Raw genomic sequence first — 23,121 nt, 5'->3', positions numbered from 1 at the left:
TCCAACCCATTACAAATATTATTGCACACTTAAGTGTTTTCTATTATTATGATTCCTTAGTAATTGCACTGAAAGGAAGTTATCAGATCATGACCGAAGAAATACATCCACAAACAACACCGGCCTTCAAATATTGCCGAGAATCCCGTGTCTTCAAAACCGGACGCGTTTTTCCTAATGATGTCAATAATCACAAAACATTATTCGGCGGCAAGCTTATGAGCGGCATCGATGAAGTAGCCTCCATTTCAGCTATGCGCCATTGTCGAACTAACGTCGTCACAGCCTCTACAGACTCTGTAGACTTCTTGAGACCCATTCGGCCTACTGACTCCGTATGTTTTGAATCCTTCGTCTCCTGGACTGGACGGACAAGCATAGAGGTGTTTGTAAAGATCATTTCAGAAAATCTATATACTGGAGAGCGCGCTGTCGCTGCCACTTCATTTCTAACCTTTGTCGCAGTCGAAGAGGATGGCACACCTACTCCGGTTCCAGCTATTATCCCAGAGACAGACGAAGAGAAGCTGATCAATGAATCCGCTAATGAACGTTCCGAGCTGCGAAAAGTACGCCGCAACATCAGCAAAAAGCTCGCTGCTCAATTAAATACCATAAAGTATTGGGAATAGTTCTGCATCCGCAGAGCTTTTTCTTTTATGTAGGGAAACCCAATGCTGCTTCCTACCTATCTTACCGCACAAAAAAGCACCGCTGCATGGGCAACCCGCAGGCGGTGCTTTTCGGTTATATTACAACACTTACGCGTTGATTTTCTCTTTAGCAATACCAGCCAAGGAGTTGAATGCGTTAAGATCATTCACAGCCAGATCAGCCAGCATCTTACGGTTAACTTCTACACCAGCCAATTTCAGGCCGTATACAAGCTTGCTGTAAGAAAGACCGTTCAAACGAGCTGCTGCATTAATACGAACGATCCACAGTCTGCGGAAGTTACGTTTAGTTTGACGACGGTCGCGGTAAGCGTAAACCATCGATTTCATTACTTGTTCTTTAGCTGTTTTAAAAATACGGTGTTTAGAACCGAAATAACCTTTTGCCAATTTCAACACTTTTTTATGTTTACGACGAACTACAAATCCGCCCTTAACTCTTGCCATATTAATAAACCTCCCAAAAATGTGTAATAAACTATTTCAAGTTAGCCAATCCTTGTTTCAAACGTCTTACATCCCCAGGGGCCATTACTGGATTTCCGTTCAGAACGCGCTTAGCGCGTTTAGATTTGTGGGACAGCAAGTGGTTTTTGTGAGCTTTGTAACGTGTTACTTTACCAGTTCCGGTAATTTTGAAGCGGCCTTTCAGGCTGCTGTGTGTTTTCATCTTAGGCATGGTGTTTCCTCCTTGAATATTATGCGGCGCCAAATTGCAGATAAGCAAGTGACTCCAGATTTATTGAGCTTTAGGAGCCAAAATCATAATCATGCTGCGGCCTTCCAGCTTTGGCTGGCGCTCAACAACAGATATATCAGCCACTTCGTTCTTCACTCGTTCGAGGATTTTTTGGCCGATATTCGCGTGTGTAATCTCACGTCCGCGGAAACGTACGGAGCACTTCACTTTATCGCCCTCACCTAAGAACTTGATCACATTGCGGAACTTAGTTTGATAATCATGTTCCTCAATGTTAGCACGGAACCAGACTTCCTTGATATCAACGACCTTCTGGTTTTTACGCGCTTCCTTCTCTTTCTTCTGCGTTTCATAACGGAACTTGCCGTAATCCATGATGCGGCATACCGGCGGCTTAGCCTGTGGTGCTACATTGACTAGATCCAGATTAAGATCGATCGCCATTTGCAGCGCTTCGCGGATCGGTTTAATTCCGATTTGCTCACCTTCCGCACCAACCAACCGTACCTCTTTGGCCCGAATTTCATCATTGATCATATGTTCCTTACTGATAACTCTCCACCTCCGGATCTTTTTAACAACTATTCTCACGTAACTCCATAAAAAAGGGGTGCCGGTAACACCCGACACCCCGTGTTTGATCAACGTTCATGAACATTAACATTCATAAAGCATTGAGATCAAAACCAGCCGGCGAATATGCCAGTCAGGTGAGAAGCAGGTGCTTCTTCTTGCAATCCCTATGATTTGCGTACTTGAATACTATACACCACACTATTTGGGGTGTCAATCCTTTTATGCAGAAATTTCGTGAACTTTATACCTGCTTACTTTGTACCTCTTCAAGTCGTACTACGCGAGTATGCTTGGTATGGCTCCATTGCTTATTGTTCTGCGTGAAGAACGCATAGAACGTAATCGGATACCACGAGATCAAGTAGATCGGGAAGAATACAAGATAAGCATATACTTTCTTGAACGTAACCTTCTCCAATGCCATCGCAATACCAAAAGTCACCAGATTGGCGCCAATAGCTAGGAAGCTGAGCCAGATCGGCAAGCTGCCGTAAATGTTAGCGATATTCGGTCCGTTAAAGAACGCCATATCCACCCACATTACCGCCGTCATTAAAAAAGTGAGCAATACAATATATACATTCGCTCCATAAAGCGCGAGGTCAAACTTCGTTAAGCTGCGTTCTTTAATACTTTGCCAAAGCAATGGAAAAAAATAACGGCGAGCAACAGTGAAGTGCCCCTGCATCCAACGCAGACGCTGTCTTGAGGAGGCCTTGAAGGTTAACGGCTTCTCATCAAATACCTTTGCATCATAATTGAACTTAGGATATACACCATGTGCTGCACTACGCATCGTAAACTCCAAGTCCTCGACCAAACTTGTAGCTCCCCAGCCCATTTCTTTAAGAAGTGTGGTCTCAAAACACATTCCGGTTCCGCCAAGGAAGTTAGCCATATTTAAATTATGGCGTGAAAGTTGCCACAAACGGTTAATATACCAGTACGAAATACCATAAGCAGCTGTAATCCAGGAATCCTCTGGATTCTTGGTATCGATATAACCTTGGATTACCCGTGCACCTGAACAAAGATCATTATTCATCTCCATCAGGAACTCAGTATGCGCCAAGTTATCGGCATCGAACATGACAACAGCATCATATTGCCGCGGCATAGCCCACAGCTCTTTAAGCATCCATTCTATTGCGTAGCCTTTACCTCTCAGATTTGCATTGGTGCGGACACAAGCGTTCATGCCGTGTTCTCTAACGATGCGAGCTGTACCATCTGTACAATTGTCACAAATTACAAATACATCGTACAGTTCTGATGGATAATTAAGCTGCTTCAGATTCTCCATTAATGCGCCGACAACTTCTTCCTCGTTATGTGCGGCAACAAGTACGGCAAAAGATTTTTCCGGCTTATACTGCGTCTTTTTCTTTTTCCTGTGCAGCCCGAATAATGAAAACGTAAACTGATAGACTGCGATTGCTGCCAAGATCACTTGGAGCGTAACAAACAGTGCGTCTGTCATGACCTTTTGATGCCCCCTTTTTTCACTCTTGGTGTTCTTTTTTTTCTCTCTAGCTTGCTTGACGTTCTTTCTGACCCTTTTGTTGCATCCCTTAACAATAGACCAAGAGTATTCTTATTCTCGGCAGACTTCACAATTTTTATATATGCTGTTTAAAAGAATTCTATGGATTCCTTTTTTTGAATCCTTATTTATCTCTTACCCTTTTAAACAGGTTTAGTCTGCTTGAATCATTGTAAAGCGTAATAGTGCTCTAAGTCAAAACTGGCAAATTTCGAGTAAACCTGAGCTTTTCCTTGAAATGAACTACCTTTAAAAAGTATGATTAAGACAGATCTAAGCTATAGAACGGATTACTGCATTAACATCTGTTAACGGTAACCGGACTAGCGGAGGGAATTAGATATGAGACATTTATTCATGAAACTACATCTCTGGGAGCGGCATCTTTTTAAGTGGATCAACGGACGAATGCATAATCGTTTTTTGAACTTTTGGCTCTTTTACCTTACTCATTTGGGTGGAGCTACAAGCACGATTGTTATCAATATACTGATATGGGTATTAGCTCCTGAGCCTTGGAGAACTACAGGTTTACAAGCCTTGACAGCACTAGCTGTCAGCCATATACCCGTAGCTATCGCCAAAAAGCTGTACCCGCGAATGCGTCCATATCTGGCGTTACCGGAAACCAATACTTTTCGTAATCCATTAAAGGATCATTCTTTTCCATCTGGTCATACTACAGCTATCTTTGCTTCTACGGTCCCTTATATGCTGGCGTTTCCTGCTATGACCGTTATTCTGCTGCCGCTAGCTTGTATTGTCGGATTTTCTCGTATTTATCTTGGATTGCATTATCCATCAGATGTTATAGCTGGCGCAGTGATCGGTTCCTGCGTAGCAGCTGGTACTATAGCCTTATGGATGTGAAGCATTTATTGTTAATAACCGGGAAAACCCTTGAGAATAGGTGAATCAACATTGCGTAAAAAAAGAATCTTAATACTCTCGGAAGGTTTTGGCGCCGGACATACACAAGCAGCTTATGCGTTGTCGAGCAGTCTGCGCCAATTATCGCCTAATTTACAAACGAAGGTGCTAGAACTTGGAAATTTTCTAAACCCCAAGATGGCACCTATTATTCTGTCTGCTTACCGAAAGACGGTAACGACACAGCCAAAATTAATGGGTTATGTCTACCGTCACCAGAAATCATTTAATCGTCTTACCACGCTTGCCTTGCATCGTATATTTTATACGCATGCCAAAAATATTGTGAGACAACTGAAACCTGACGTAATTGTCTGCACTCATTTTATTCCAGGTGCTGTAGTATCCCGCCTAAAGAGACTAGATCCTACCTTAAAAGTGCCGCTCGTCACCGTTATAACAGATTATGATGCGCATGCTACCTGGATTAGCCCAGAGGTAGACCTTTATCTGGTTTCAACACCTGAGGTTAAATCCAAATTGCGCAGCCGAAATATTCCTGCCACAAAAATTCAGGTAACAGGCATACCAATACACCCTAATTTTTGGAAGCATCCCGGAAAGCAGGAGATTCGAGAGCAATTCAATCTGCGGGAGATGCCAACCGTTCTAGTCATGGGCGGCGGCTGGGGAATCATGAACGACCAAGTGGTAAATGCTTGTCTGGCGGAATGGCGTGACAAGATTCAAATTGTTTTCTGTCTCGGCAAAAATGAGCTGCTGCTAAAGGAAATGAAAGAAGACCCGCATTATAATCATCCTAATATTTCCTTAATCGGCTTTACGCGTGAAATCCACAAGCTAATGGAGGTCTCCGATCTGCTGGTTACAAAACCGGGTGGAATGACTTGCAGTGAAGGGCTGGCAAAGGGTATTCCGATGCTCTTCCATCACCCTCTTCCCGGTCAGGAGGAGGAGAATTGCCGCTACTTTACTGCAGCCGGCTTCGGAGAACCCATCGAATCTTTAGAGGTTGTAGAAATGTGGATGGAGCGCCTCTTGAACAACTATGAGGATGTGCAAAACAAGCGCAAACTCCACCTTGAAGAAATCGCTCGCTATCACCCGTTACAATGTGCTCAGAGTATCATCGAATTATTGGAATAGTTAATAAAAAAAGCGGCAGCCTCCAAACCACATGGAGACTTGCCGCTTTTTTATTGAAGCATGCCTTATGGAGCAGTGCTTTGTAACTACAACCGATATTTATCCAATCGGGTAGCCTGATACTGTTTGAGTGCTTCTGCGCCTACAATTGCCTCGCAACGATGGATATTCACGCCACGTCCGACAAATTTCGTCTCATATTCTGTCATGATATGATCCTCGTTGATGATGCCATCTGCATGTAGGTCCAAAGAAATATTTTTCATCTGCAAGCCAAAGTCCGCAAAGGCATTTAATGAGAACTCAAAAAGACTGCGGGAATCTGTTTTCAGATGAATTTCACCTAGATCGCTAAGCAAACCGCGATATTTGTCAAGAAAACGCGGATGTGTCAAACGACGCCGGGCATGCTTGCTTTTAGGCCATGGATCGCTGAAATTAAGATAAATCCGTTCAAGCTCTCCCGGAGCAAATACTTCCTCAGCATAATCGATATTTGCAAGTGCCAATTTCAGGTTAGGCGGTGTTTCATGTCCTGCCGGCTCCCATACTGCTCTAGCCTTATCTCCAGCACGGCGGATCAGCTCATCATACATATCCACTCCGATAAAGTTAATATCAGGATATTTAAAACTCATTTGGCTGATAAACTGTCCTTTGCCCATTCCGAACTCCACATGGATCGGATGATCGTTACCGAACAGCTTGGACCACTCACCTTTATAACTCCGAGGATCTAGAATGACTAAATCCGTCTGTTCTTCCAAACTTTCACGTATTCCTTTTCTTCCGCGTAAACGCATAGGTATTCCTCCGATTATCTCTTATACGATAACTGTCACTTGCAATATTGTGCCGAAATTGTCCCAAAAAGTAAAGGGATTGCGGTAAAAAAGAAAAAGGAATTCTCTGGTTCAGCTCTTAAATGAGCTGTTCAGAGGAATTCCTTCGTTGTTGTATATTGGAAATAAATTTCGTTCTTGTCTGGCAGATCAGGATTTACTTTGTGTTTGTGGCAAATGTCTTTTTTTCGAATGCGCTACGAATTTTACGCTGCGCATCTGTCTTGATCTTAGGGTTGCCGTTAAATTCCACGCCCGTTAGTGCAAGGGCTTCATCTGGCGTTAAATGCACTTCAATCGAATCTTTACCCTCAGCATATACCGTTTGAGAATTCATTGCTATCACCTCACGGTTATTATTATGGATCGGACGACACGAAATTATGAACTCCTGGATGAATTTCTTTATGCCACAGCAGCTTTTCACACTCTGAATATAACATACTATGTAAGCATTTTCAAGCCGAAAGCGCCTTATTTCCTGCCTATTTTTCATGCCGTTATGGGGAGTCAATGTTACGCCGAGCTCGGTTTTTTGATACAATGTATTGGATTATAAGAAACGGCTGTGCGTTCTCTGGGATAAGGACGCCATCTGTCTCAGAAAAATATAAGGATAAGGGAACTTATCCATAATTATATTTTCAGAAAGGGGCTTCTCGTGTCTAATCTTCAATACACTTCTCCTCCGCAACTTTGGGGAGATAAACGTTTTCATACTTGGAATTACGAAATGCGTGAACACATGAACACCAAGGTATTCAAAGTTATGCTTGATGCAGGCTTTACCTGTCCCAATCGTGACGGCTCCATCGCTAAGGGAGGCTGCACATTTTGCAGTGCCAGAGGTTCTGGTGATTTTGCCGGAAGCCGCCGAGATGACCTAGTCACACAATTCAATAACGTCCGTGACAGACAGCATTTGAAATGGCCAAATGCTAAATATATCGGTTACTTCCAAGCCTATACTAATACGTACGCTCCGGTCGAAGAACTGAAAGAATATTTCGAAGTTATTTTGCAGCAGCCTGGTGTCGTTGGATTGTCTATTGCTACCCGCCCTGACTGTCTGCCCGATGATGTAGTCGAATATTTAGCAGAGCTCAACAAGCGTACGTATCTTTGGGTAGAGATGGGTCTTCAGACTATACATGACTCCACTTCTGAGCTTATTAATCGGGCGCATGATACGCAGTGTTATGTGGAGGCTGTAGAGAAGCTGCGCCGTCACAATATTCGAATCTGTACCCATATCATTCACGGTCTCCCACAGGAGACGCACGAAATGATGCTTGAAACGGTATCTGCTGTAGCTCGCATGGATGTGCAGGGAATTAAGATTCACCTTCTGCATCTCATGCGCAAAACACCAATGGTGAAGCAGTATGAAGCAGGATTGCTCCGATTCATGGAACAGGACGAGTATGTGAAGCTGATTGCTGATTCACTTGAAATTCTGCCCCCTGAGATGATTGTTCATCGCTTGACTGGAGATGCCCCACGGGATCTCTTAGTTGGACCGATGTGGAGTCTCAAGAAATGGGAAGTGCTAAATGCCATTGACGATGAGCTTGTTGCTCGTGATACTTGGCAGGGTAAGTATTGGAGGAAGGGCTAATGGGCTTTATGTCCGTTCTAAGCTTTGCTCATAAATTAATCTCTGAGCGGCTGACTTTAGGTGACCGTGCGATTGATGCAACTGTAGGTACTGGTGCTGACACGCTTTTTCTAGCCAAAACAACCGGAGCTCGTGGCAAAGTCTACGGCTTTGACATTCAAGCTGCGGCGCTGAAGCTGGCAGAAGAACGTCTCCGGCTTGCGCGGGAGGAAACTTCTTCACTCTCTGGCGTTACCTTACTGGAACGCAGCCATGCCGAAATGGCAGAAGCCGTCCCGGCTAACTGGCCAGGCACCGTTGGTGCTGTAATGTTCAATCTTGGCTATCTGCCTTCAGGCGATGCCGACAAGAATATCATTACTGAGCCGGACAGCTCTATTGCAGCCCTGGAAGCTTCACTTCAGCTGCTGCGTCCGGGGGGAATTATTACAGCTGTACTGTATCCTGGCCATGCAGGCGGAGATCTCGAAGCCGCCGCTGTTGAAGCTTGGGCAACGACTGTTTCCCCTAAGGTAGCGCAGAGCATTGTATATCGCCAGCTGCAGCGCACGGACGCACCGTATGTAATTGCCCTCGAGAAGAAAAAAGGTTCCCCATCTTAAGCTTTGTAAACAATCAAACAATCTTGTAATTGGGAAGGAAGATTATGAATGACACAACCATATCCTTTAAAATTTCAACCGGAGTTTAAAGAACGTGTCTGGGGTGGCCGCGCGCTGGAGAAATTCGGCCTGAATCTACCAGAAGGTCATATTGGTGAAGGCTGGATGATTGCCGATCATGCGAATGGAACATCTTCGGTGGTTAATGGAGAATTAGCTGGACAAGGTCTGGATCAAATTCGTGAGCAATTTGGTCATGAGTGGTTCGGAAGCAAGGGAATATCAGAAGCTGGCGGAAGATTTCCACTCTTGATCAAATTGTTGGATTGCAACGACAACCTTTCCGTTCAAGTCCACCCTACGGATGATTATGTAGGATTGCCTAAAGGTGAACTGGGTAAAACAGAGATGTGGTACGTACTAGACGCTAAGCCAGATGCAAAAATCATCTACGGCCTTAAAGAAGGCGTAGACCGTGAAACATTACGCGAAGCACTGGAAAACGGCACGGTTATGGATAGCCTTCAAGAGGTATCTGTCTCCGCTGGCGATTCCTTCTACATCCCTGCCGGAACGGTACATGCTCTATGCGCTGGTGTCGTTGTAGCGGAAATTCAACAGAATTCCGACACTACATACCGTATTTATGACTACGACCGTCCAGGTCTAGATGGAAAACCACGCGAGCTTCATATCGAGGATTCTCTGAATGTTACAGCTTATGAAGGCGCCGGCGCTACTTCGATGAAGACCGATCATGCAGTGCCTGGAGAGTGGCTGCAGCTTGCCGCTTCACCTTATTTTATTGTCGAAAAAGGGATCGTAAATGGTTCATGGGATCTCACCACTTCAGAAGACAGCTTCACTATTCTGGTTATCTGCGAAGGCAGCGGACATCTGACTTGGGAAGGCGGCTCCCAGCCTTATGCCGCAGGGGAATGTTATCTGATTCCTTCCAACCTAGGCCGTTATACTATCGAGGGTCATTCTACTGTGCTTCGCTCTTATTTACCATAAGTCGAGAACCTTTAGGAGGAATGGACCATGAAGGAAAACAGCTTTACTCTAACGGATCCCATAGGTGTAACCATCCATGTCTATGAATGGTTACCTGAGTCCGATGTGCCAGTTAGAGGAATTGTGCAAATTTCACACGGGATGTGTGAAACTGCTGCCCGCTACGCTCGTTTTGCGGAAGCTTTAACCGGGGTTGGTTATGCAGTATATGCCAATGACCACCGGGGACATGGTAGAACCGCTGGTCAAGTCAATCTGCTTGGTGATGTTGGGGAGGACGGATTTTATTGGATGCGGCGCAATCTTCTGCAGGTAGGTGCCGCAGCACTCTCCAAGCATGAAGGAATGCCCATCATTTTATTCGCACACAGTATGGGTTCCTTTCTGGGTCAAAAACTCATGTGCGAAGAAGGCAACGAAATCTATTCAGGGTTTATCCTAAGCGGGACAAACGGTCCACGCAGTATGCTGCGTATTGGAGAATCTTTGGCTAGCGCGCAGCTTAAGCTAAAGGGTGAGCATCATCGTAGTGTACTGCTGAACAGTCTGGTATTCGGCAGCTATAACCGTGCTTTTTCCCCGGTCAGAACAACATTTGACTGGCTGAGTAGCGATACTGCGGAAGTAGATAAGTACATTTCCGATCCATTCTGCGGAGCTATTTGTACAACCCGCTTTTTCCGTGGTTTCTTCCACCTCCTAAGAGAGATTCATACTGAGGAATCACTTAGCACATTATGTACAGGTAAGCCCATTTATATATTTGGTGGGGATAAGGACCCTGTCGGGATGAACGGTCAAGGCATTCCCCGTCTTGCGGAGTTGTATAAGAAACGAGGAGTATCAGACGTTGAGTACCGACTCTATCCAGAAGGCAGACACGAAATGCTAAATGAAGTAAATCGAGATCAAGTCACAGCCGATGTACTCAACTGGTTAGAGAGCCACCTTCCTTCAGAGGTTACAACGATAAGTTAAGAAAAAAACGCGGTTGTTAGTGAATTTATGAGACAATATAGAAGCGATGCCCCCGTTATTTGGGGGGTCGTTTCTTTGCGGTTTGCGGTTTGCGGTTTGCGGTTTGCGGTTTGCGGTTTGCGGTTTGCGGTTTGCGGTTTGCGTAGCTTTTCTCAGCAGACTTCTCAATCTAACAATCTCCAGTTCCTCCGCGCATCTGAACTTTAGTAGATAAACTTCCGCCACCGCTAATGGACTCAGTTGACGCTGTCTTCAGCTCATCGCTCTCCCCAACCACTTTCGGACTCAGATGACGCTAACTACATATCATCACCTTCCCCCGCTACTTCCGGACTCAGATGATGCTAACTACACATCATTACTCTCCCCTCCGCTTCCGGACTCAGTTGACACTAACTACACATCATTACTCTCCCCTGCTACTTCCGGACTCAGTTGACGCTAACCACACATCATTACTCTCCCGCTACTTCCGGACTCAGATGACGCTATTTGCTAAATTATAGCCTTTCGAGCTAGGTTTCGGACTCCAGTGCAGCTATTCATGCGAAACAGGTTCATATCGGGTGTGTTTCGTGTTAATAGCGACTATGCGGTCCGTTAGCATCCAAAAAACAGGATATTTCCACGTATAAGGTCCCCTGGGTCCGCCTACGACGGGTTACTCATCACTTCCGGACTCATTTGACACTAGCTACACATCTTTACTCTCCCCAGCTACTTTCGGACTCAGTGGACGCTATTTGCTAATTTCCAGACATTTGAGCTAGGTTTCGGACTCCAGTGCAGCTATTCATGCGAAACAGGTCCATATTGGGTGTTTTTCATGCCAATAGCGACTATGCGGTCCGTTAGCATCCAAAAAACAGGATATTTCCACGTATAAGATCCCCTGGGTCCGCCTACGACGGGTTACTCATCACTTCCGGACTCATTTGACACTAGCTACACATCTTTACTCTCCCCAGCTACTTTCGGACTCAGTGGACGCTATTTGCTAATTTCCAGGCATTTGAGCTAGGTTTCGGACTCCAGTGCAGCTATTCATGCGAAACAGGTCCATATTGGGTGTTTTTCATGCCAATAGCGACTATGCGGTCCGTTAGCATCCAAAAAACAGGATAATTCCACGTATAAGGTCCGCTGGGTCTGCCTGCGCCGAGTCATTACACTAATTACATTCTCCCGCTACTTTCAGACTCAGCTAACGCTAACTACACATCACTTTCTCCCGCCACTTCCGGACTCAGCTAACGCTAACTACACATCATTACTCTCCCCTGCTACTTCCGGACTCAGTGGACGCTATTTGCTAATTTCCAGACATTTGAGCTAGGTTTCGGACTCCAGTGCAGCTATTCATGCGAAACAGGTCCATATTGGGTGTTTTTCATGCCAATAGCGACTATGCGGTCCGTTAGCATCCAAAAAACAGGATAATTCCACGTATAAGGTCCCCTGGGTCCGCCTGCGACGGGTTACTCACCGCTTTCGAACCCAGATGACGCTAACTACACATCATCACTTCCCACGCCGCTTCCGGACTCAGATGCGCTAGCGCACAAGGCAAAAGAAATAGACCGTCCCATTAAGGAACGGTCTATCCTTCCACCCGCCTATCACAAAGGCAGTGTGTAGTACTGAGCGCGTTGGCTCTCGTTCTGCTGATACATTACGATTAGTAGCGTGCGCCCTTCCCTAATGGAAGCGGGCTCCGCTACAGCTACAGCCGAGCTTGATGGTTGGGCAGTCTCTTCTAAACTACTATCTGCTGCTTCCTGTAATGGCGAGTCTGCCGAAGGCAACGCCTCCAGATTAGCCATATCAGCTTCACCATCCTCAAGGCCCTCATCGGCACGCATGCCGCTGATGGAATCCAACACCGCTTCCAGCGAGAATGGCAACACTTCCAGCACAGTATACTTTTGCAGTTCTCTTTCGTTAAGTCCTGCTTCAGCCAATTGGGCAGAAATTTGACCCGGATTAGCCGCGATATCCTTCAAATAGCTCGACCAATCCGATTTATCCAGCACGAAATCCCACCAGATTTTGCGCGGCTTGTACTTGTGTCCAAGGAAATAATCGAGCTTCATCAAGCCAGTTATAACATCCATAGATGGCGTCCCGCGATCTATCAGGAAGGACTGCAAGCGGGTGAAGAGATCTTCCAGCTGATGGCCAATCTTTTGCCAGCCTCTCTCCTCCCAGTAGTCACCGAACTCCTGAAAGAAATCGAATGGCGAATCAAATACATGACGGATCAAGTACTTGGCCGTATGGTCCATCCGGTGGCTGTTCCAGTATTTCTCCAGCACATCCTCAAGCCGCTTCAAACGGATAATGTCTGAGAAAGGCATCATATGACTGCTAAGGATTTCATAAGGTGCGTGTTCCATATACGTGTAATCATATTTAGACGCTTGCGCCCGCAGCCCCGTTCCCCGCAGCATTTTGAGGAATCCTAGCTGTAGCTCTTCCGGCTCCATAACGAATACATCATTAAACGTTTTACGGAAGGTACTGTAATCCTCCATAGGTAGTCCGGCAATCAAATCCAGATGCTGATCGATATTGCCGCTTGCCTTAATCTTCATTACGGTACGGGACAGCTTTTTGAAATTCTGGCGGCGTTTAACAAGCTCATTTGTCTCATCGTTGGTAGATTGCACCCCAATTTCAAATCTAAAAATACCCGGAGGCGCATTCTTAGATAGGAAATCCAGAACTTCCGGCCGCATGATATCTGCGGTAATTTCGAACTGAAACACGCAGCCTTGATGATTATCGATCAGGAATTGAAACATTTCCATCGCATAGTTGCGGTTGATATTGAAGGTACGGTCCAGAAATTTAATGATTTTGGCGCCATTCTGTATTAAATAAAGCAGATCAGATTTCACTCGTTCAATATCATAATAACGTACGCCTACTTCAATACTGGATAAACAGAACTGGCAGTTAAATGGGCATCCGCGGCTCGTCTCAAAATAAACAATACGTTTACTCAAATCTGGAATATCCTCAGGAAAACGATGCGGCGTAGGCAGCGTATTCAGATCGCTTTTGGGACGTGGTGGATTGACAATGATCTCTTCTCCCTTGCGATAAGCGGCTCCATACACAAAGTGAAACTTCCGATCATCCCTTAGCTCCTGCAGCAGATGGTGGAACGTCTCTTCCCCATCTCCGTTAACTATAAAATCAATGCCAGCTTCTCTTTTCATCCAATGAAGCGGCTCATACGAAACTTCAGGTCCCCCGAGAACAATCGTAACTTCAGGCATCACTTGCTTAAGAATACCAATCAGCTTCAGCGTCTCTTCGATGTTCCAGATATAACAGGAGAAGCCAATCACATCTGGCCGTTTCTGAAACAAGTCGGACACGATATTCATCACGGGATCTTTGATGGTGTACTCTGCCAAATGAATATCCTTAAATTCATGCTCACTGTACGCTTTTAGCAAGCGGATTGCGAGTGAGGTATGAATATATTTGGCGTTTAACGTGGTCAGGACGATTTTCATGCTACACGACCTTTTCTACATTTCATTTTGAAAAAACTCTAAGAATGCCTTACCGTACTTCCGGTATTTCACTTCCCCAACACCCTTTACCCTCAGCATTTCCGCTTCGGTCTGCGGGCAAACCACACTCATCTCACGCAGCGTGGCATCATTAAAAATAATGTACGATGGCACATGCTCGCGTCCTGCCAATTCACGCCGGATAAGACGCAGCTGCTCAAAGACAGTCTCATTGACGGCTGATGGCGACAGGTCATGCCCCCGACTACGAACTCTCGTACCGGATGTTGTGCCTGCCCGCGAAGGCCGCGCCACACGCTGCATCACCTCACGCTGTCCGCGCAGGACCTCGGCAGCCAGAGGCTGTAGCCGTACTACAGGGTACTGGCCTTCCGACAAGGCAAGATACCCTTCTGAGATAAGCACATTGATACTCTCTGAGATTTCCTTCTCCGTCCGGCTCGACATCGCCCCATGTGTGGGCAGCTTATCGAAGCCGTACTGCATCACCTTTTGATTGCGAGAGCCTTTCAGCACAGATGCTACCAACGCTACACCATAACGCTCCCGCATGCGGTGAATGCAGGAGAAGATCTTTTGCGCATCGACGGTCATATCCACTAGCTCTCGTTCATCCGTACATGAGCTGCAGATACCACATGGCTTGTCCCCATGTTCTTCCCCGAAATAATCCAGCTGGGCACTGCGCAAGCAGCGAGTAGTATAGCAATAATCAATCATTTGCTGAAGCTTGCGATATTCGTTAGCTTTACGGTCAGTATCCTGTGGATTCTGCTCGATCAGGAACTTTTGCGTCATAATATCCTGCGCACTAAACAGCAAAATACATTCACTCGGCTCCCCGTCACGTCCAGCACGACCCGCTTCCTGAACATAAGCTTCCATATTTTTGGGCATATTGTAGTGAATTACGTATCGGACATTGGATTTATCAATCCCCATCCCAAAGGCATTCGTAGCCACCATAACCCGGATATCGTCATAGAGGAACCCTTCCTGGCTATCTGCCCGCTCCTGATCATTCATACCCGCATGATAGCGACCTGCCGCTATGCCAGAGGCCTGCAGCCTCTGATACAGATCATCTACTTCTTTGCGGGTTGCCGCATATACAATCCCCGGCTGGTGGGAATGCGTAGCCGCATAATCCATAACGAACTCCCGCTTGTTCTCTCCCCGCAGCACGGACATTGCCAGATTGTCTCTTCCTAGTCCCGTCATGAAAATACCCGGCTCGCGCAAACGCAGCAGCCGGACCATATCCTCCATAACCTCCGGCGTCGCCGTGGCAGTAAATGCAGCCAAGATCGGCCGGTCAGGCAGCTCATCTACAAATGGAGACACAGACAGATAACTTGTCCGAAAATCATGCCCCCACTGGGATACACAGTGCGCTTCATCAACAGCCACGCAGGAAATTGACAGCTCAGCCATTTCCAGACGGAACCAGTCCAGCTCAAGCCTTTCGGGCGCAACATAGAGCAGCTTCAAATCACCCCGCCGGGCAGCCCGAATCCGCTCATTCACTTCTTTTCCGCTTAACGTGCTATTAATAAAGGCTGCCGGAATACCCGCGGTAGTTAACGCATCCACCTGGTCTTTCATCAGCGAGATCAGTGGTGATATCACCAGTGTCAGCCCTGGCAGGAGCAGTGCAGGAACCTGATAACAGATTGATTTCCCGCCACCCGTAGGGAGGATTCCCAATGTGTCGCGTCCTTCCAGCAAGTTCTGAACAATCTTTTTCTGGCCATCCCGAAAGTCTGGATAACCGTAATATTTTTGCAGCTCAGCCTGCGCCTGTTCAATAGTAGGTGCTTGCATCTTCATATCTATCATGACTCCTTAGGCGTTTCTATCTTTAGTTTAGCGGTCAATGGTGTAATGAGCAACACTCTAGAAGTCCTTCTTTCGTTTCTCCTTTTGGAAAAATTGCATAAAAGGAGCGCTTTTGAGCCAAGCTTTAAAAATCATCATTCTTTAGGAAAGGGGAATAGCCGTGCAAAACTGGAAGCAAAACTATAGTTCTTTTAAGCAAAAAAAAACGCACGAAGATCCCACCATTCCTGATCAGCGTTCGGAAAAGCCACTAGATCCCGACCTAAAAAATAATATTAAAGCCATTAGCCAAATTTTTGGAGAAGATGCAGATCTCGTTGTGCGTAATTTTCGGGTATACGGTTTATATGATGCGGTAATTATCTTTTTTTCATCTTTGGTGGACCAAAATCAAATTCATGAGCATGTGCTTAAACCGTTAATGAGCCCTCCCGCTGATCTCTCGACAATTCCTGAAGAGCGCAAGGATCTGCCTGATTTCATCTGGAATACGACCATACAAATAGCGGCTGGGAACCGAACGAAGGACTTAAATTCTCTGCCACTCGCTCTATTAGAAGGGAGCGTTGTACTCCTTATAGATGGTATAGATCAAGCACTTCACTTCAATTTGCGTAAAATCGAACATCGCAGCATTGAACAGCCACAGACCGAGCAGGTAATTCGTGGCTCACGCGAAGGTTTTATAGAAAACTTGGAGGCAAACCTTTCCTTACTCCGTTATCGGCTGCAAACGCCAGATTTCCGGGTTATTACTGCTCCGCTTGGTGTGCGGACACGCTCACAGGTTGCTGTGTGCTATATAGAAGGGATAGTAGATCCTGAATTGGTTGAAAAAGTGATGAAGAGATTATCCATGATAAACACAGATAGCATCCTTGATGCAGGGTACATCGAGCAATTCATTGAGGATAACCCATTATCTCCTTTTCCTCAGGTTCAACCAACAGAACGTCCGGATAAATCAGCGGCAGCCTTATTGGAAGGAAGAGTCATCATTCTGGTAGATGGCTCCCCATTCTCGCTCATCGTCCCTGCATTGTTCAATCAATTTTTTCAGACCATAGACGACTATTCGGAACGTTTTATTGTAGGCAGCCTAATCCGGGGGATTCGACTAATTGCCCTGTTGTTCTCTCTTTTTTTCCCTGCTCTATATGTATCCGTCATCTCCTTCAACCCGGAGCTTATGCCTACCGAATTTGCCGTAGCGATTTCAGGGGGTAGAGCAGGCGTTCCTTTTCCAGCGGTCTTGGAAGTTCTGATTATGGAGGTCTTCATGGAGGTGCTCCGCGAAGCAACTATTCGTCTACCACAAATGATTGGGGGCGCCCTTTCTATTGTAGGTGTTCTTGTTATTGGTCAGGCTGCTGTTTCAGCAGGTCTAGCAAGTCCGACAACCGTTGTTATTGTCGCTATAACCACTATCGGTTCTTTTGCCACCCCTGCCTATAATGCCGCTATCTCATCCAGAATGCTAAGATTTCCACTGATTATTCTAGCCGGTTGTTTTGGTCTTTACGGAGTCATGTTAGGTACCATCGTTATCGTGAATCACTTATTATTCTTGGAATCCTTTGGCGTTCCTTACATGACACCATATGTGCCCACGAAATGGAGAGATGTGAAGGACAGTCTGATTCGTGTCCCCTTATGGTGGATGAGAAGACGTCCGAGCTTCTTGAACACTCAAGACCCTACTCGTCTCGCTCATGAGTTACCAACGACGTATTCAGATCAGATTTTTAAGGAGAAGGGTGAACTCGATGAACAACAACCGCCCCATAACAACGATCCAAGTCGTGGCAGTAGTCGTTAGTACGATTATTGGAATAGGTATCTTGAGTATTCCCCGTTATATGGCTGAAGCTGGAGACAGCGGGGCGCCACTGGTTTCGGCTTCAGGCATCCCTGTTGCATTTCTAGGCTGCTGGTTTACAGCCGCTGTATGTCGGAAATTCCCCAATGAAACTCTGTTTGTATTCAGCCGCCGGTTAGTCGGGAGAAGCATCGCGGATATTTTCAATGTACTTATCTCTTTGTTTTTTGCTTTCTCTGCCGGGATTACCATGCGTCAATTCGGAGAGGTATGTGTTGCGGTCGTGTTTAAAAAAACACCTATCGAAGCGGTCATTCTATTAATGCTTATTTTGGCTGCTTTATCTATCCGCAGAAACATTGTGAAATTCACCTATGTACATATTTTTTATTTGCCTTTCATCTTGTTAACCGTTCTCAGCATTATATTAGTAGCCATGAAAAATGTAGATGCTTTAAACTTACTTCCACTCACTGGAAATTACATCACCTTTTCAAGCTTTTCCAAAGGGACTGTCACTTCAGCTGCCCTTTATCAGGGCACATTTGTCATCACACTGCTGGTTCCTTTAATGAAAAAACCTCAGCAAGTGCTTAAAGCAGGAGCTGCTGCCCTTTTTATTATTGGCTTCATCTATGTAATGATTGTTGCGGCCACTTTAGGAATGTTCGGAGCGCAAGAAACCAAATTACTCGCTTATCCAACCTTAGAAACCGCCCGCTCCATTTCTATTGGTGCAGGACTACTAGAACGATTCGATGCGCTGTTTATTACTGTTTGGGTAATATCTATATTTACTACCATTTTTACGAACTACTACTTAGCAGCATATTCACTTCAGCAAGTATTTCGGTACAAAGATCACCGCCTTGTATCAAGCTTCTCACTTCCACTTATCTTCGTCTTTTCACTTTTGCCAAGAAATATTTATCAGGTTTATACCTTTTCTTCCGTCACAGCGATTATCGGGTTAATTTTTTTGACTCTCTACCCTCTTCTTTTATGGTTAATAGCTCTGATTCGGCAAAAAGGAGGGCTATCGAATGAATAAAGTAATTAACAAGCGCATTAGTCTTCTCCTCCTTCTCTCTCTGGTATTTGTATTCCTTACGGGCTGCTGGGACCAGCTCGAAATTGAAGATCGTGCATTAGTGCTGGGATTGTCTATAGATTCAGTGCCGGCAAATAGTAAAACCGAAGATGATCAAACGACACATCTAAAAAGCGCAAATATTAATTTGCCCAAAATCCGTGTGACCGCCCAAATTGCAGTTCCAGGGAGAGTTCCGTTAGGTCCTAGCAGCGGGGGAGAAGGTAGCGGGGGGAATCAAAATCCGGTTTGGGTTGTACAAGTTTACGGTTACTCACTAGATGATGCCTTAAACAATTTGCAACAACAGATCTCTGACCCACGTTACCTCATCCATCTTCGGGTGATTATCATCAGCGAGGATTTTGCACGCAAAAACCTGTCGGATTTAAATGATTATTTACGCCGCAACCCTGAAGTCCGTCGCCGTACCTGGTTATTAGTGTCCGAAGGCGAGGCTTCTAAATTTATGAATATTAATCCACCACTTCAGCGAGTTCCAACCCTCTATATCCTATCCACCATGGAAAAAGCCGTGAGATCCGGAAAGTTCCCAGCTAACTATATAGGCGTATTCTGGTCAGCTGAATCTAAATGGGGAGAGAGCGGTTATCTGCCTTATGTGTCTTTACATCAAAAAGACAATATGTTGATAAAAGGTCTTGCTTACTTTAGCGGAGGCGTTATGGTCGGTTCGACTACTCCCATTGAGATTGGCGCATATATGTCCATGAAAGGTCTTGATCCTGGGGGCTATTCCGTCATGTTCAATTCAGAGGACTTTGGCCCACTGACTCTTAAATTTAACGACCGATTTACAAGGTCTAAAGTTAAAATCAAAGACGGCAAACCCCATATCACTATAAATATTTTTTTAGAAGCAGCGCTAGATGAGCACCTAGGTAATAATATTCGTATTGATTCCAGCCAGGATTTAAAAAAACTTGAGGCCAACTTTCAAAAAGGAGTCCTCACCAGATTCGACCATCTGATTAAACAGACGCAACAGGCTCACTCGGATATCTTTGGTATGGGTGAATATGTTCGTGCATATGCTCCTTCCTACTGGAAAGCTAATGTTCGTGACAAACATGACTGGGAGCAACAGTATTCTGATCTCTCTATAGAACTTAATGTGAAGACGAATATTGAAAGAGTCGGTCTTAAAGAAGACTAGATATGGGGATGTGTTCAAATGATCTATCATCAACTAACTTATTTAACTCTCGTGCTCCTGCTCTCCGGACTATTCCTGCTTACTGTGGATACCAAGATCTATGCTGTAAGCGCCATGCCCCGGGAAAAGAAATATGCCCGCAGGTTAGGCTGGGTATATCTCGGTTTATTCCTGCTTCTTGGATTAGCCCAGCTGTTCTATCTATGAGCATTTACAAAACAAACCAGTACGCCTGCCTCTCCATAGTATTTCTTAACAGCCCATGGTATATTGAGGAGTACAATATTAAAGGACGGAGAATGCATCCATGAACTCAAGAAGAAATCCTAAGGAAACAGCCAAAAGAGGTACTCGTTCTCACAGCAAGCCTACTGGCAAGCTTAATCATAAAACTAAAGCACCCGCAGCACCCAAAACATTTACTGTAAACGAACCTTCTGAACTATTGCCCTTCTTACTCACCCACGTCACGGGTCGCGGACGAAATGCGATTAAATCCATCCTATCGCGTGGACAAGTGTCGGTGAATAATAAGGTAGTTACACAGCATAATTTCCAACTGCATCCGGGTCAAAACGTTACTATTGATCAAGAGAAGCCTGTACAAACAGCAGAGATGATCGGACTTAAAATCGTTCATGAGGATGAAGACCTGATTATTGTTCAAAAGGATGCTGGACTGCTATCTATCGCCACTGCGGAAGAAAATGAATTGACGGCTTACCGCCAGCTCATGGAGCATGTCCGTGTTAGCAATCCACAAAATCGGATTTTTGTCGTACATCGTTTGGACAGAGATACATCAGGCGTAATGATGTTTGCCAAAAGCGAACGGATTCAGCAAGCGCTACAAACTACTTGGAAAGATACCGTGAAGGAACGTTCTTACGTAGCGCTCGTGGAAGGCGCGGTTAAAAGACCTGAAGGCAAGATAAGCTCGTGGCTCAAAGAAACCTCAACCCTTAAAATGTATTCCAGTCCTCATGAAGGCGATGGACTACATGCAATTACACATTATAAACTCATTCAGGCTAACCGCCATTTTTCCTTGCTAGAGGTTAAGCTCGAAACCGGACGAAAAAATCAGATTCGGGTGCACATGGCAGATATCGGCCACCCTATCGCAGGTGACAAGAAATATGGTGCAGAGACCAAAACGGTAGGAAGACTTGGCCTACATGCTCGAGTGCTCTCTTTTATTCATCCAACCACTGGAGAACTGATGACCTTTGAGAGCTCGATTCCGAAGACGTTCCTGAAATATACTGCGCCTGCGCCTACAAACTAAGAAGTGAACGTATACCCACAACCGAGGAGTATTCCCTCTTATGGGAAGCCGTAACTTCTACACAAGATGCCCGGTCCATTTGGTCCTGGGCGTCTTTTTTTAACTTCCTATCACATCATGTTACAATATAAATAAACAAAGAAGGTGCTCTTATTGTTCCACCCTACAGTTTTCGATAATATTAAGATCGCCTTTGAGAACCAGATTTATGACTACGATAATTTAGACGGAATATTGGTGGTTACGGATCGCTCCGACCTTCTGAATATGGCGCTGATGTCCAGAGAGTTCAGTCTCTCCTTCCAATTAACTGCAGGCAGGAAAGTAACCGCCGAAATCCTGCTCACTTCGTCCACGAAAGATCTCAGCGATGAAATCTTGGAGGTTCCTAATACGGATCCCGGCTGTAATCTTTCACTTCGTTTTTATATGGAAGTCGAAGATATTCCTAGCGAATGTCAGGCGATAGACAGTATTCTAAAAGCGATCTGGGGACCTGATTTCCAGCCTGTGCAATCTTTAAGCTTCATATATGGCCAGGAAAGTGAAACTTACAATAACTGCATCGAGCTGCAATTCAAAAGACAACTCACAGAAGAGCAAATGGAGGACATTCCAAACCTGCTAAGCCACCTGCTGCAAAGTGCGGAAGAACTGGAATCCTTCACGGTATAATCCCTACTTTTTAACGTTCGTACTATGGGAAAAGAGGTGTGCATGAAATGAAATTCCTGCCTGCTGCCAAAAGTAAAAGTTGGTTTCTCTGGATGACCGTTTATGCCATTCTTCTATGGCTTCTCTTCCCTCTACACCGATTCGTGATGCTGGCCCAGGAAATGGATGCCACACTCTTACTGCGCTTTGCTCTTTTTTCCGTTGTAGTGGCTGGGATCGTCAACACATTAGGCTGGCTCGGAGCACGTCTGCTCTGGGTATTTAGTACGGCGGGAATAATCATAGGCGCGGCATTTATGCTGGGCTACACCTACAAAGAGATGTCCGGTTGGGAGGATCTCGCAGGCTTCCTCGCATTTTCCTTATTTTCATGTGCCGGATTTGCACTGGGTTTATTAGCGGAAGGTATTCGTCTGCTGTATACGCGAGCATCGAAGTCTTGAATGGAAGAGGTGAAACGCTGTTGTCCAATTCTTTTCTAACCAAAAATGCATTGTCCCATTCTTTAAAAGAACTAATGGAGCATACACCGCTCAATAAAATTACTGTTAAACAACTAGTGGACCATTGCGGACTAAACAGACAAACGTTCTATTATCATTTCCAGGATATATTTGATTTGCTAGGTTGGATCTATAAGACTGAGGCTGTCGAAAGCCTCGCCCAGTATCGCAGCTACAGCACTTGGACGGACGGGTTTTATAGAATCTTCTGCTACATTGAGCGGAATAAATCATTTTGCTGTAACACGCTAAATTCATTAGGCAGAAATCATCTGGATGCATATCTGTACGAGGTGACAAACGATCTCATCATGGGGGTTATAAACGAGCTATCCTCCGGGATGGAGGTTTGCGAAGAAGACAAGCACTTTATAGCCAATTTCTATACACTAGCCTTCACAGGCCTAATCATTCAGTGGATGAGAGAAGGCATGAAGGAACAGCCGCACCATATGATTGAGAAGCTAAGTGATCTAATTGAAGGAAATTTTCTGAAAGCTTTACACAAATATGAGAACCATCCGTTGTAACCTTTGGTTGCAGCGGTTTTTTTTGTCTAAAAACTAGACAGATCACCCATAATGACAAAAATCCA

General features: G+C 45.3%; 23 protein-coding genes. 15 read left to right on the top strand and 8 right to left on the bottom strand.

What is annotated here, in order from left to right:
* Positions 1-89 precede the first annotated feature (89 nt).
* Positions 90-632, top strand: coding sequence for an acyl-CoA thioesterase (locus tag NYE58_RS07565; protein WP_341001523.1), 543 nt, complete (start codon positions 90-92; stop codon positions 630-632).
* 129 nt (positions 633-761) lie between these two features.
* On the opposite strand, the gene rplT is transcribed toward NYE58_RS07565, so the two are convergent.
* The 4 genes from rplT to NYE58_RS07545 form a co-directional block, all read right to left on the bottom strand.
* On the bottom strand, positions 762-1,121 hold the full coding sequence (gene rplT / locus NYE58_RS07560; protein WP_036679505.1) for a 50S ribosomal protein L20: 360 nt from the start codon (positions 1,119-1,121) through the stop codon (positions 762-764).
* A gap of 31 nt (positions 1,122-1,152) precedes the next feature.
* Positions 1,153-1,353, bottom strand: coding sequence for a 50S ribosomal protein L35 (gene rpmI / locus NYE58_RS07555; RefSeq protein WP_036679507.1), 201 nt, complete (start codon positions 1,351-1,353; stop codon positions 1,153-1,155).
* Positions 1,354-1,413: 60 nt separating this feature from the next.
* Positions 1,414-1,911, bottom strand: coding sequence for a translation initiation factor IF-3 (infC, locus tag NYE58_RS07550; RefSeq protein ID WP_036679510.1), 498 nt, complete (start codon positions 1,909-1,911; stop codon positions 1,414-1,416).
* A gap of 280 nt (positions 1,912-2,191) precedes the next feature.
* A complete protein-coding gene (locus tag NYE58_RS07545) occupies positions 2,192-3,430 on the bottom strand; it encodes a glycosyltransferase family 2 protein (RefSeq protein ID WP_036679513.1) in 1,239 nt (412 codons plus the stop codon).
* A gap of 405 nt (positions 3,431-3,835) precedes the next feature.
* On the opposite strand from NYE58_RS07545, the gene NYE58_RS07540 reads away from it, so the two are divergent.
* On the top strand, positions 3,836-4,363 hold the full coding sequence (locus tag NYE58_RS07540; protein WP_036679516.1) for a phosphatase PAP2 family protein: 528 nt from the start codon (positions 3,836-3,838) through the stop codon (positions 4,361-4,363).
* Positions 4,364-4,414: 51 nt separating this feature from the next.
* Positions 4,415-5,530 (top strand): UDP-N-acetylglucosamine--LPS N-acetylglucosamine transferase, encoded by a 1,116-nt coding sequence (locus tag NYE58_RS07535; protein ID WP_038569210.1) that lies wholly within the window; start codon positions 4,415-4,417, stop codon positions 5,528-5,530.
* Between the two features lie 86 nt (positions 5,531-5,616).
* On the opposite strand, the gene trmB is transcribed toward NYE58_RS07535, so the two are convergent.
* Both trmB and NYE58_RS07525 read right to left on the bottom strand, forming a co-directional pair.
* The gene (trmB, locus tag NYE58_RS07530) at positions 5,617-6,333 is read right to left on the bottom strand and encodes a tRNA (guanosine(46)-N7)-methyltransferase TrmB (protein WP_036679523.1); all 717 of its coding nucleotides are present in this window, start codon (positions 6,331-6,333) and stop codon (positions 5,617-5,619) included.
* A gap of 196 nt (positions 6,334-6,529) precedes the next feature.
* Positions 6,530-6,709: a hypothetical protein gene (locus NYE58_RS07525; RefSeq protein ID WP_036679526.1), complete on the bottom strand. Its 180-nt coding sequence runs from the start codon at positions 6,707-6,709 to the stop codon at positions 6,530-6,532.
* A gap of 324 nt (positions 6,710-7,033) precedes the next feature.
* Here NYE58_RS07525 and NYE58_RS07520 point away from each other — a divergent pair, with 324 nt between their 5' ends.
* Genes NYE58_RS07520 through NYE58_RS07505 form a run of 4 tightly spaced genes read left to right on the top strand, consistent with a single transcriptional unit; the run spans position 7,034 to position 10,587 of the window.
* Positions 7,034-7,990, top strand: a complete 957-nt coding sequence (locus tag NYE58_RS07520) for a TIGR01212 family radical SAM protein (RefSeq protein ID WP_038569209.1) — start codon at positions 7,034-7,036, stop codon at positions 7,988-7,990.
* Positions 7,990-8,592: a class I SAM-dependent methyltransferase gene (locus NYE58_RS07515; RefSeq protein ID WP_341001521.1), complete on the top strand. Its 603-nt coding sequence runs from the start codon at positions 7,990-7,992 to the stop codon at positions 8,590-8,592. The genes NYE58_RS07520 and NYE58_RS07515 overlap by 1 nt, the downstream gene beginning before the upstream one ends.
* A 48-nt stretch (positions 8,593-8,640) precedes the next feature.
* Positions 8,641-9,609, top strand: coding sequence for a type I phosphomannose isomerase catalytic subunit (locus tag NYE58_RS07510; RefSeq protein ID WP_038569207.1), 969 nt, complete (start codon positions 8,641-8,643; stop codon positions 9,607-9,609).
* A gap of 27 nt (positions 9,610-9,636) precedes the next feature.
* Positions 9,637-10,587 (top strand): alpha/beta hydrolase, encoded by a 951-nt coding sequence (locus NYE58_RS07505; protein ID WP_339811625.1) that lies wholly within the window; start codon positions 9,637-9,639, stop codon positions 10,585-10,587.
* A gap of 1,619 nt (positions 10,588-12,206) precedes the next feature.
* Here NYE58_RS07505 and NYE58_RS07500 read toward each other — a convergent pair.
* Together NYE58_RS07500 and recQ are read right to left on the bottom strand one after the other, a co-directional pair.
* A complete protein-coding gene (locus tag NYE58_RS07500) occupies positions 12,207-14,114 on the bottom strand; it encodes a B12-binding domain-containing radical SAM protein (RefSeq protein ID WP_341001518.1) in 1,908 nt (635 codons plus the stop codon).
* 15 nt (positions 14,115-14,129) lie between these two features.
* Complete coding sequence (gene recQ, locus NYE58_RS07495; RefSeq protein ID WP_038569203.1) at positions 14,130-15,965, bottom strand: DNA helicase RecQ; 1,836 nt, start codon at positions 15,963-15,965, stop codon at positions 14,130-14,132.
* Positions 15,966-16,134: 169 nt separating this feature from the next.
* Here recQ and NYE58_RS07490 point away from each other — a divergent pair, with 169 nt between their 5' ends.
* From NYE58_RS07490 to NYE58_RS07455, 8 genes are all read left to right on the top strand, one after another.
* Entirely contained in the window at positions 16,135-17,793 is a 1,659-nt protein-coding gene (locus NYE58_RS07490; protein ID WP_341001516.1) for a spore germination protein, read from the top strand.
* Positions 17,741-18,844 (top strand): GerAB/ArcD/ProY family transporter, encoded by a 1,104-nt coding sequence (locus NYE58_RS07485; protein ID WP_036681452.1) that lies wholly within the window; start codon positions 17,741-17,743, stop codon positions 18,842-18,844. The genes NYE58_RS07490 and NYE58_RS07485 overlap by 53 nt, the downstream gene beginning before the upstream one ends.
* Positions 18,837-20,060, top strand: coding sequence for a Ger(x)C family spore germination protein (locus NYE58_RS07480; protein WP_341001514.1), 1,224 nt, complete (start codon positions 18,837-18,839; stop codon positions 20,058-20,060). The genes NYE58_RS07485 and NYE58_RS07480 overlap by 8 nt, the downstream gene beginning before the upstream one ends.
* Before the next feature lie 18 nt (positions 20,061-20,078).
* Positions 20,079-20,267, top strand: coding sequence for a CLC_0170 family protein (locus NYE58_RS07475; protein ID WP_038569199.1), 189 nt, complete (start codon positions 20,079-20,081; stop codon positions 20,265-20,267).
* Between the two features lie 100 nt (positions 20,268-20,367).
* Positions 20,368-21,348: an RluA family pseudouridine synthase gene (locus tag NYE58_RS07470; protein WP_341001511.1), complete on the top strand. Its 981-nt coding sequence runs from the start codon at positions 20,368-20,370 to the stop codon at positions 21,346-21,348.
* Positions 21,349-21,501: 153 nt separating this feature from the next.
* Entirely contained in the window at positions 21,502-22,023 is a 522-nt protein-coding gene (locus NYE58_RS07465) for a hypothetical protein (RefSeq protein WP_036681441.1), read from the top strand.
* A 47-nt stretch (positions 22,024-22,070) separates the two neighbouring features.
* Positions 22,071-22,466, top strand: coding sequence for a hypothetical protein (locus NYE58_RS07460; RefSeq protein ID WP_036681440.1), 396 nt, complete (start codon positions 22,071-22,073; stop codon positions 22,464-22,466).
* The gene (locus tag NYE58_RS07455) at positions 22,463-23,056 is read left to right on the top strand and encodes a TetR/AcrR family transcriptional regulator (protein ID WP_232061171.1); all 594 of its coding nucleotides are present in this window, start codon (positions 22,463-22,465) and stop codon (positions 23,054-23,056) included. Before NYE58_RS07460 ends, NYE58_RS07455 begins: the two co-directional genes overlap by 4 nt.
* Positions 23,057-23,121: the final 65 nt, after the last annotated feature.

The organism is Paenibacillus sp. FSL L8-0708, assembly GCF_038009325.1.
GTDB lineage: Bacteria > Bacillota > Bacilli > Paenibacillales > Paenibacillaceae > Paenibacillus_AQ > Paenibacillus_AQ odorifer.
The sequence above is the reverse complement of the archived record's forward strand: the minus strand, read 5'-3'. Positions and strand labels throughout refer to the sequence as shown.

Coding starts and splice junctions, on each gene's coding strand:
- recQ (WP_038569203.1), bottom strand. CDS start 15,965: ATGAAGATGCAAGCACCTACTATTGAACAGGCGCAGGCTGAGCTGCAA.
- NYE58_RS07515 (WP_341001521.1), top strand. CDS start 7,990: ATGGGCTTTATGTCCGTTCTAAGCTTTGCTCATAAATTAATCTCTGAG.
- NYE58_RS07460 (WP_036681440.1), top strand. CDS start 22,071: ATGAAATTCCTGCCTGCTGCCAAAAGTAAAAGTTGGTTTCTCTGGATG.
- NYE58_RS07505 (WP_339811625.1), top strand. CDS start 9,637: ATGAAGGAAAACAGCTTTACTCTAACGGATCCCATAGGTGTAACCATC.
- NYE58_RS07540 (WP_036679516.1), top strand. CDS start 3,836: ATGAGACATTTATTCATGAAACTACATCTCTGGGAGCGGCATCTTTTT.
- NYE58_RS07485 (WP_036681452.1), top strand. CDS start 17,741: ATGAACAACAACCGCCCCATAACAACGATCCAAGTCGTGGCAGTAGTC.
- NYE58_RS07470 (WP_341001511.1), top strand. CDS start 20,368: ATGAACTCAAGAAGAAATCCTAAGGAAACAGCCAAAAGAGGTACTCGT.
- NYE58_RS07475 (WP_038569199.1), top strand. CDS start 20,079: ATGATCTATCATCAACTAACTTATTTAACTCTCGTGCTCCTGCTCTCC.
- infC (WP_036679510.1), bottom strand. CDS start 1,911: ATGATCAATGATGAAATTCGGGCCAAAGAGGTACGGTTGGTTGGTGCG.
- rpmI (WP_036679507.1), bottom strand. CDS start 1,353: ATGCCTAAGATGAAAACACACAGCAGCCTGAAAGGCCGCTTCAAAATT.
- NYE58_RS07500 (WP_341001518.1), bottom strand. CDS start 14,114: ATGAAAATCGTCCTGACCACGTTAAACGCCAAATATATTCATACCTCA.
- NYE58_RS07545 (WP_036679513.1), bottom strand. CDS start 3,430: ATGACAGACGCACTGTTTGTTACGCTCCAAGTGATCTTGGCAGCAATC.
- NYE58_RS07565 (WP_341001523.1), top strand. CDS start 90: ATGACCGAAGAAATACATCCACAAACAACACCGGCCTTCAAATATTGC.
- NYE58_RS07480 (WP_341001514.1), top strand. CDS start 18,837: ATGAATAAAGTAATTAACAAGCGCATTAGTCTTCTCCTCCTTCTCTCT.
- trmB (WP_036679523.1), bottom strand. CDS start 6,333: ATGCGTTTACGCGGAAGAAAAGGAATACGTGAAAGTTTGGAAGAACAG.
- rplT (WP_036679505.1), bottom strand. CDS start 1,121: ATGGCAAGAGTTAAGGGCGGATTTGTAGTTCGTCGTAAACATAAAAAA.
- NYE58_RS07525 (WP_036679526.1), bottom strand. CDS start 6,709: ATGAATTCTCAAACGGTATATGCTGAGGGTAAAGATTCGATTGAAGTG.
- NYE58_RS07510 (WP_038569207.1), top strand. CDS start 8,641: ATGACACAACCATATCCTTTAAAATTTCAACCGGAGTTTAAAGAACGT.